This window comes from Tannerella forsythia (assembly GCF_001006485.1).
Lineage (GTDB): Bacteria > Bacteroidota > Bacteroidia > Bacteroidales > Tannerellaceae > Tannerella > Tannerella forsythia.
Map to the genome: position 1 here is coordinate 22079 of NZ_JUET01000044.1, position 8206 is coordinate 30284.

General features: G+C 49.5%; 8 protein-coding genes. 3 read left to right on the forward strand and 5 right to left on the reverse strand.

The genetic code is table 11. The features are described 5' to 3' along the window. Position 1 precedes the first annotated feature (1 nt). From Tanf_RS02040 to Tanf_RS02055, 4 genes are all read right to left on the reverse strand, one after another. The gene (locus Tanf_RS02040) at positions 2 to 1258 is read right to left on the reverse strand and encodes an ABC transporter permease (RefSeq protein WP_046824733.1); all 1257 of its coding nucleotides are present in this window, start codon (positions 1256 to 1258) and stop codon (positions 2 to 4) included. A gap of 14 nt (positions 1259 to 1272) precedes the next feature. Further along, entirely contained in the window at positions 1273 to 2550 is a 1278-nt protein-coding gene (locus tag Tanf_RS02045) for an ABC transporter permease (RefSeq protein ID WP_046824721.1), read from the reverse strand. Next, positions 2544 to 3212: an ABC transporter ATP-binding protein gene (locus tag Tanf_RS02050; protein ID WP_014223920.1), complete on the reverse strand. Its 669-nt coding sequence runs from the start codon at positions 3210 to 3212 to the stop codon at positions 2544 to 2546. Before Tanf_RS02050 ends, Tanf_RS02045 begins: the two co-directional genes overlap by 7 nt. 408 nt (positions 3213 to 3620) lie before the next feature. Further along, positions 3621 to 5468, reverse strand: coding sequence for a glycoside hydrolase family 13 protein (locus tag Tanf_RS02055; protein ID WP_046824722.1), 1848 nt, complete (start codon positions 5466 to 5468; stop codon positions 3621 to 3623). A gap of 379 nt (positions 5469 to 5847) precedes the next feature. Here Tanf_RS02055 and Tanf_RS02060 point away from each other — a divergent pair, with 379 nt between their 5' ends. Beyond that, complete coding sequence (locus Tanf_RS02060) at positions 5848 to 7083, forward strand: site-specific integrase (protein WP_046824723.1); 1236 nt, start codon at positions 5848 to 5850, stop codon at positions 7081 to 7083. Positions 7084 to 7101: 18 nt separating this feature from the next. Next, entirely contained in the window at positions 7102 to 7464 is a 363-nt protein-coding gene (locus Tanf_RS02065; protein ID WP_046824724.1) for a hypothetical protein, read from the forward strand. A 61-nt stretch (positions 7465 to 7525) separates the two neighbouring features. Here the strand turns inward: Tanf_RS02065 and Tanf_RS02070 are convergent, their stop codons facing one another. Beyond that, positions 7526 to 7930, reverse strand: a complete 405-nt coding sequence (locus tag Tanf_RS02070; protein ID WP_046824725.1) for a nuclear transport factor 2 family protein — start codon at positions 7928 to 7930, stop codon at positions 7526 to 7528. Positions 7931 to 8063: 133 nt separating this feature from the next. Between Tanf_RS02070 and Tanf_RS15880 the strand changes: the two genes are divergently transcribed. Next, positions 8064 to 8206: winged helix-turn-helix transcriptional regulator (locus tag Tanf_RS15880; protein WP_046824726.1), on the forward strand; the 143-nt coding region annotated here is incomplete at its 3' end.

The following is an 8206-nucleotide window of genomic DNA, read 5'->3' on the forward strand; positions in this document are numbered from 1 at the left end:
TTTATTCGTCTCTAATCGCATCGATCGCTTTGATCTGCATCGCCCGCCAGGCAGGAATGAGCCCCGCCAACATACCGCACACGAGCAGTATGATCGTCGCAGCGACAGCCGTCCCGATATGTACGCCCGGATGAAGTATCGCCGGGCTATCGCCGGGCTGAGCCGAGAGGATACGGTCTACCAGATCGAGCAGGAATACGCCGAAGCTCAACCCCAGCAATCCGGCAAGAGCCGTCAACACAAGGCTCTCGCTCATCACCTGCGAAACAATGTTCCACGGCTTTGCCCCGATGGCGCGACGCACGCCGATCTCACGTGTACGTTCTTTCACCGTCACCATCATGATGTTACTGATACCGATCACACCGGCCAGCAGGGTTCCCAGACCGACCAGCCAGACCAATGCGTCGATCCCTCCGAACAACATGTCGAACATCCGGAACTGCGCGGCCAGATTGATGACGAGCACGGCCTGTTTGTCGTCCGGCGCGATACCGTTCTGGCGTTTCAGAATCCCGGTGATGTCGTCAATGACTTTCTGAATCGGTTGCTTGGGGTAAGCGCTCACGCAGAGGAAGTGCATGATGTCTCCCTGATTCAATGCCTGCTGCATGGTGGTATAGGGCAAGAAGACCGTCTCTTCCGAACGTCCTCCGATGTTAATGTTCGCAGAGCGTCCCTTCACCACACCCACGACCTGATAATACAGTCCGTTGACACGTACATATTTCCCGCAAGGGTCTTCGTTCTTAAACAGTACCTCATTGATCCGCGTGCCGATCAGACACACTTTGCGCTTCTCGCGGGAGTCGATCTCGTTCAACAGACGGCCGAAATGTAACTGCTGCCTCTCGATCTTAAAATAAGACGGATGAATCCCTTTCACATTATATGTCCCTGTGAGTTGACCATACACCACGTTCTTCTCTTGACGGGATCCCCAAAGCACGGGCGATATGGCTTCGAGGCCTTCCACCTCACGCTGTATCGTTTCCAAGTCACGGTTACGCATATTCCATTCCCGTCCTTTGTTGAAGCCGCGATACGGCTTGCCCGTGCGTTCGGCAATGAAGAACACCGAGTTGGTCGCAAAGCCTTTGGTTCCCTCATACATGGCATTCTTCAGCCCCGCTCCGGCACCTAACAGGATGACAAGCATCAGAATACCCCAGAACACCCCGAAGCAGGTCAGCAAACTGCGGGTCTTGTTGCGGGTAATGGTCACCCATATCTCCACCCATCGATCCGTATCAAACATCATCCACCTTTTCATCATTCTACCCTCATGGCTTCGACCGCAGGGATCTTGACCGCTTTACGTGCCGGGAAATAACCGGCGATCACCCCTGCGATAATCAGTAAAACCGTCGCCGAGACAGCGACACCTAAGTCCACGGTCGGATGGCGGAAAAGCGTAAGATTTTCACCCGGACCGCCACCCGCAGGCGCGCTGTTGGCACCCGTCATCGTCATGATATAATCGATACCCTCCGTCAGTCCGATGCCCGTCACCATCCCGACATAGCCGAAAGCGGCCGTGATCAGGATGGATTCGATGATGATGAGCCGGAGGATCGACGACGGCTTGGCGCCAATCGCTTTCCGGATGCCAAATTCGCGCGTACGCTCACGCACTGTCACCAGCATGATGTTACTCACCCCGACAATCCCCGCCATCAGCGTACCAATGCCTACAATCCAAATGAAGACGAGAATCCCGTTCATCATCATGGTGAACATTCGGATGTTCTCCCCCATATTCCATATCCCCAAAGCCCCTTTGTCCGTCGGATCGAACTGATGACGGCGTGCCATCTTCCTGAGAAAACGCTCTTCAAACGCTTCATTCTCGGCCTGTGTCGTAACCCCTTTCACCGTAAAGAGCAGTGAATTTAACCCTTCGCCTCCGTTATATAACTGTTGAGCCGTGGTGAACGGGAGATAGGCCGGCAGGTTATTGCTCATATCCTTCTCGTGATATATACCGATCACCTGAAACATCATCTGCCCGATGCGGACATATTGCCCCAACGGATCAGCCTCATGAAAAAGCACTTCGGCCATGCGCGGGCTAAGCACAATCACTTTGCGACGATCACGCATATCGATATCATTGACGAAACGTCCTTTTCCGGGATCGATCCGGATAAAATCGATCTTCGCAAGATCCGGTGCCACTCCCATCATTTCGCCGTTCAGGAACTCTTCGCCGTAGACGAGCGTGTCACTATGCGAGACGGTTCCCGTATAAAGGTCGACCTCCGGGAAGTCGGTTTTCAGATGAGCAAGATCATCGTTTTTCAATTGCAGTCTCCGGTTTTCACGGTTACCCTTCCACGGTTTGGTAGTATAGCGTGGCCAGACTTCGATACGGTTAGCCGAGAAATCGCGAAAGTTATACATTACGCCATTGCGGAGTCCGTTGCCGGCTCCCAACAAAATGACCAGCATAAAAATTCCCCACGCGACCGAAAAGCCGGTCAGGAAGGTGCGGAGCTTGTTCTTCCGCATCGTGCTCCAGATCTCTCGCAGGTTATCAAAATCTAACATGGCCTTTGTTCTATGAGTCCGTCCTTCACATGCACAATCCGGTCGGTTACTTCGGAAACGGAGCGCTCATGCGTCACGATGATCATTGTCATTCCGGTTCGGTTGACTTCGCGCAACAGCTCCATGACCTCGACCGTCGTCTTGCTATCGAGCGCTCCCGTCGGTTCGTCGGCCAGAATCACTTGCGGTTGCGCAATCAGAGCGCGGGCAATGGCTACTCGCTGCTTCTGCCCGCCTGACATCTCATTGGGCATGTGTTCCGCCCAGTCTTTCAGCCCGACACGGTCTAAATATTCAAGCGCCAAAGCGTTTCTCTTCTTTCGCGAGACGCCTTGATAGTACAGCGGCAGTGCCACATTCTCCATGGCATTCTTGAACGAGATCAGATTAAACGACTGAAACACGAAGCCGATCATCCGGTTGCGCAGTTCGGCCGCGCGGCTCTCGCTGAGGTTACGGATCAGCTGGTTATCGAGGTAATACTCACCCGTATCGTATGTATCCAGTATGCCAAGGATATTCAACAATGTACTTTTCCCCGAACCCGATGCTCCCATGATGGAGACCATCTCGCCCCGTTCGATATCCAAATCGATCCCCTTGAGCACATGCAACGGGGCACCGTTATAATAAGTCTTATGAATCCCTTTCAGTCGAATCATCATCGTTTTTCAGTCTATTTCGATTCTATTTCTTTTCTGTTAGACGCAACTCTTTTCTTTTTGTTACAAGATAGCGTTCGTTTTCTTCTGTTCTAAACCTCATACATGCTGCACAAGGCACATTCTTCAAGCTGTTTTTCAACATTTATCCCCTCGCTTCCCATACTGTTATGGACTGCACCTACTCGTAGGAACACCTCGGTTCTACGACGTTGTTTCCTTTTAGTCAGACCGGTTCAATCAATGGATGTTGATTTGGTATCACCCTTTTAATCTGCCGGAAAACGGGAACAATATACGAATGTTTTTTCATGCAAAGGTAAGATGGCATAAAATTTTATCCCGCCGATTTGTTTTTCTGGTTATCGGAAACAAAAAACAGAAGCGAGAAAGAGTCTGCACCGTCTCTCATCGTTCAAATTTCACGATCAGCGAACTCAGCGGAGCAATATACAACGGATGTCCGACGGTGACGGAGCGACCCGACAAGACGTCTTTTCCTTCCGGCTTGTAGTTGCGTAATACTTCATCATAGCGCTCCCAATTAATCGTGCATGGTTGGCTCGCAGCATTCACACAGACAAACACCGCCCCGTTATCGTCATACCGGAAATAAGCGTACATATTATCCTCGACGGCGAAATGCATCGTTCGCCCATGATGAATAACGCTCTCCGTTTTGCGCCAGTTAAAAAGCCTGCTGTAATGATCGAACACATCCTGCTGAACAGTCGAACGTTGCGAAGCATCGAAAAGATTGAGCGTATCGCCCGGCCATCCTCCGGGAAAATCGACCCGCAGGCCACCGTGCCCTTGCGTAAGATCTTTTGAGGCAAACATCAGTTCATCACCGCTGAAGATCTGCGGAACACCGCGTAAAGTGGCCAGTAACGTAGCCACAAGCTTTGCCTTTTCAGGATTCTTCCCGACCTCATCGGCCACACGCTCGGTGTCATGATTTGCCGCCATAATCAACAGACGACACGGATCATCGAACAAAAAATCGTGCGAGAGCGAACGATAAATCAGCTTCATCCCGCTGTCCCAACTTGTATCGTCGTCTGTCAGCGCCTTGCATAACACGCTTTGGAGCGGGAAATCCATTACCGAAGGGAGGTAAGAACAGAAACCGTCCTTATTCTTCGTGCCGGCTTCCCAGTAGGCAAGTTGAGCCGGCGAAGTCGTCCAACACTCTCCGACAATATTCACAGCCGGATATTCGGTACGAACAGCCTTACACCATTCGGACATCGGCTCTTTCTCGTTGTAGAAATACGTATCGACGCGCAGGCCGTCCAAATCGGCATATTCCATCCACCAGACTGCCCATTGCTTGAAATACTGCAACAGGTCGGGATGATTCAGATTCATATCCGGCATGCTTGTATCGAACCAGCCGCTCTCGTGCACCATCCGGTCATGCGTCGATGCATTCGGATCCATATTCACGGAAGACAGATGGTTAGATGATGTATAGCGATCAAACTGATGCACCCAGTCTTGATAGGGTAAATCACGCATCCACCAATGTGCCGCCCCGCAGTGGTTCGTCACCACGTCCATAATCACCTTCAGCCCCCGCCGGTGACACGCGGTGACAAATGTCCGGTAAAGCGCATTATCGCCAAAACGCGGATCGATACGATAGTAATCGGCACAGGCGTAACCGTGATACGACGACTTCGGCTCGTTATCGAGTAGCAGCGGAGTAGACCAGACAGCCGTAGCGCCAACCGAGGCGATGTAATCAAGCCGATCGATCATACCCTGCAAATCTCCTCCGTGACGTCCGAAATAATCGTACCGGTCAGGCTTCTCGGCCGTGTCGTATGTAGCATCGTTTTTCGGATCACCGTTTGCAAAACGGTCGGGCATGAGCAGATAAATCATATCGACCGACGAGAAACCCTCTCGCCCTGCCGATTTCTCCCGCCTGCCTTCCAACTTGTATGTACAGGTAAACTTCTTCTTCCCTTTACGCAACAACAAGGTATACTCGCCCGCCCGTGCATCGGGAGCAATATCCATATCGACAAACAGATAATTCGGACTTTCCGCGTTACGCACCTTGCGCACGGACATCCCTTGCTGATCGACCTCGACCGAACAGTCACGCAAATTCTCTCCGTAAAACATCAGGGTAAGCGGCGTATGCATCCTCACCCACCAGCTCAGCGGCTCAACCCGCACAATCTTCTGCGCTCCGGCACTGAATGAAAGAAAAACAAGAACAAATAAAAAGAGCAATGTTTTCATTGTGTATTTTTTCTGCAAAATCTATCCTCAACGGTCAAAAAATGAGCGGACATAGCAAATGATTTGTGAACTAGTCAGTTCTAAATGTTCGACCATTCGGGGGAAAAACCGCCCAAAGACGGACTTTTGCCAACTTTGGACAGAGCAGCGTTACTAAAACATTACCCTATATCCAAGTAGGTAAGAATAGCAAAAACGGTAACGAACAGGCTGAACCCGAACCGAAATCTTCTGCAAAGATAGCCCGATTAAGGGAGAACGGGAAGAAAAAAGGCGAAAAAATGAATGCTTGGAATCTTTCCCGTCAAAGTACAATGAATTGCGTACCAACGGATAACCTGACAATAAATAGTTTTGTAACTTATAAAAGGCCAGAGTTATGCGAAGTACGTTTAAGGTTCTGTTCTACCTCAAAAAGAACGCCCCCAAGAAAGACGGTTCCGTTCCCGTGATGTGCCGTATCACTATCGACGGAACCATTGCACAGTTCAGCTGCAAATGCGATGTCCTCCCCAATCTATGGGACGTCAAGAGCAACCGGGCTTCGGGAAAGAGTACCGTTGCATTGGAAACCAACCGCTTCTTGGACAAGATTCGGGTGAGTATCAATGCCAAATACAAGGAGATCGCCGAAAGGGACAACTATGTCACGGCAGAGAAAGTAAAGAATGTTTTCTTGGGTCTGGAGATGCGGCACGAGACACTGCTGACGGTCTATGCCCAACACAATGAGGATTTTGCCAAGCAGGTGGATGCAGGCTTACGAAGCCAATCCACCTACAACAAGTACTGCACGGTCTATCAGCACTTGGAAGAGTTCATCAAGACACGCTACCGTCTGAGCGACATCGCCCTGCGAGAGCTTACCCCCGCCTTTATCACGGACTTTGAGATTTTCCTCCGCACGGAGAAGCAGTGCTGCAACAATACCGTATGGATCTACATGATGCCTTTGCGCCGAATGATTACCATTGCCCAAAATCACGGCTGGATTGTTCGAGACCCATTCGTGGATTACAGTATCTGTGCCGAGAGTACGGAAAGAGATTATCTGACCAAGGATGAGATACGTCAAATGATGGATTTGAAGTTTCGCCGCAAGTCGATGGAGTTGGTTCGGGATTTGTATGTCTTCTGCTGCTTTACGGGCTTGTCCTTTACCGACATGAAGAACCTGACCAAAGACAATGTGCAGACTTCATTCGACGGCAAGTTGTGGATTATGACCAAGCGGCAGAAAACGGGCGTGGAATCCAACATCATGCTGATGGACATTCCATTGAGGATTATCGAAAAGTATGACGGGATGGCAAAGGAGGATTACCTCCTCCCCGTTCCTCTGTATATTACCGCCTGCAAGAATCTCAAGACAATCATCGGGCTTTGCGGCATAGAGAAGAACATAACATGGCATACCAGCCGCCATACCATGGCGACGGAAATCTGCCTGACCAACGGAGTCCCCATCGAAACACTCTCCAAGATGCTCGGGCATACGAATATCCGCACGACACAAATCTACGCCAAAATCACCCACGAAAAGGAAAGCCGGGATATGAATACCCTTTCCGACAAGTTGAGTAAGATAGAGCAATTCAGCGGTATCACCATATAATAACAAGGAGGAAAGTCTATGAAAAGAGAAATCATAACCATCAGTGAAAATGGTAAAGTACATATCCCGATGACTGCCGTTTGGATGTCAGCTTGCGAGATAGCCGACCTGCTCGGGGGATTTTCCGGCAAGGTGAACACACAAATCAAAGCGATATTCAAAGAGGGGCTTTTGATGGAGGCGGAAGCAATGAGAACAATCCGCTCTGAACGAGGATTTATTGATTTGTACAGTATTGAAATGATAACGATGTTGTTGTTTCATATTGCCACACCACAGGCAAAGACTTTGCGAAGGTGGATAATCGGCAGGCTTTCGGAGAAGACAAAAGCAAGTCCTCTGATACTTGTCTATTATGGCAAAAACGGATTATACAATTAAGGAAAAGCAGGTAGTAAGACGCATTTACCTTACTGCCTGCCTTAGTGTTTTTGATAAACGATCAGCCTTGTGCCAATGCCGTCCAGAAGCGGTCTTCTTCGTCGATTTGTTCTGAGAACAGCCAAATCTCCTTAATCAGCCCATCCTCAAAGCGAAAGAGATCCACGCCTTTCATCTGCATCGAACGTCCATTTGTCGATACTGCAAATCCAACCGCAGCCACGACCAAATCGCCGTTTTCCGTAATGTAATCCACTTGGTCGACGGCGAATGTGCCATTGCTCAGTTGAGCCATTCTTCCCAAATGGGCGAAAACATTCTGCTTGCCGTTGTAAACGCCCGACAATGTACCCTTTCCCGGCTGATGCCATACCAACTCATCGGAGAGCAATGCCCCCACCGTTTCAAAATCACCCTGTGCCAAGGCGGTGTAAAATTGACGCACTTTTTCGATTTTCTTTTCCATAAATCTGTATTTTTAATTGTTAGAACCACTGCAATGTTATACCTTTGCACTACAATCTGCAAGTACCTACAATATTGTAGGATACATACCGTATTATTAGATTTATTGATTATCAAGAATAAAAAAGTTTGTCATGGAGAGAAAAATTTCAGACGATAAATGTCCCGTACGAAAGTCTATGCAGATTTTCACCGGAAAGTGGACACTGCTCATCATCTTCCAAATCAACCGCAGAATAATCCGTTACGGAGAACTCAAACGTGCCATTCCCGGCAT

Coding starts and splice junctions, on each gene's coding strand:
- Tanf_RS02070 (WP_046824725.1), bottom strand. CDS start 7,930: ATGGAAAAGAAAATCGAAAAAGTGCGTCAATTTTACACCGCCTTGGCA.
- Tanf_RS02060 (WP_046824723.1), top strand. CDS start 5,848: ATGCGAAGTACGTTTAAGGTTCTGTTCTACCTCAAAAAGAACGCCCCC.
- Tanf_RS02055 (WP_046824722.1), bottom strand. CDS start 5,468: ATGAAAACATTGCTCTTTTTATTTGTTCTTGTTTTTCTTTCATTCAGT.
- Tanf_RS02045 (WP_046824721.1), bottom strand. CDS start 2,550: ATGTTAGATTTTGATAACCTGCGAGAGATCTGGAGCACGATGCGGAAG.
- Tanf_RS02050 (WP_014223920.1), bottom strand. CDS start 3,212: ATGATTCGACTGAAAGGGATTCATAAGACTTATTATAACGGTGCCCCG.
- Tanf_RS02040 (WP_046824733.1), bottom strand. CDS start 1,258: ATGTTTGATACGGATCGATGGGTGGAGATATGGGTGACCATTACCCGC.
- Tanf_RS02065 (WP_046824724.1), top strand. CDS start 7,102: ATGAAAAGAGAAATCATAACCATCAGTGAAAATGGTAAAGTACATATC.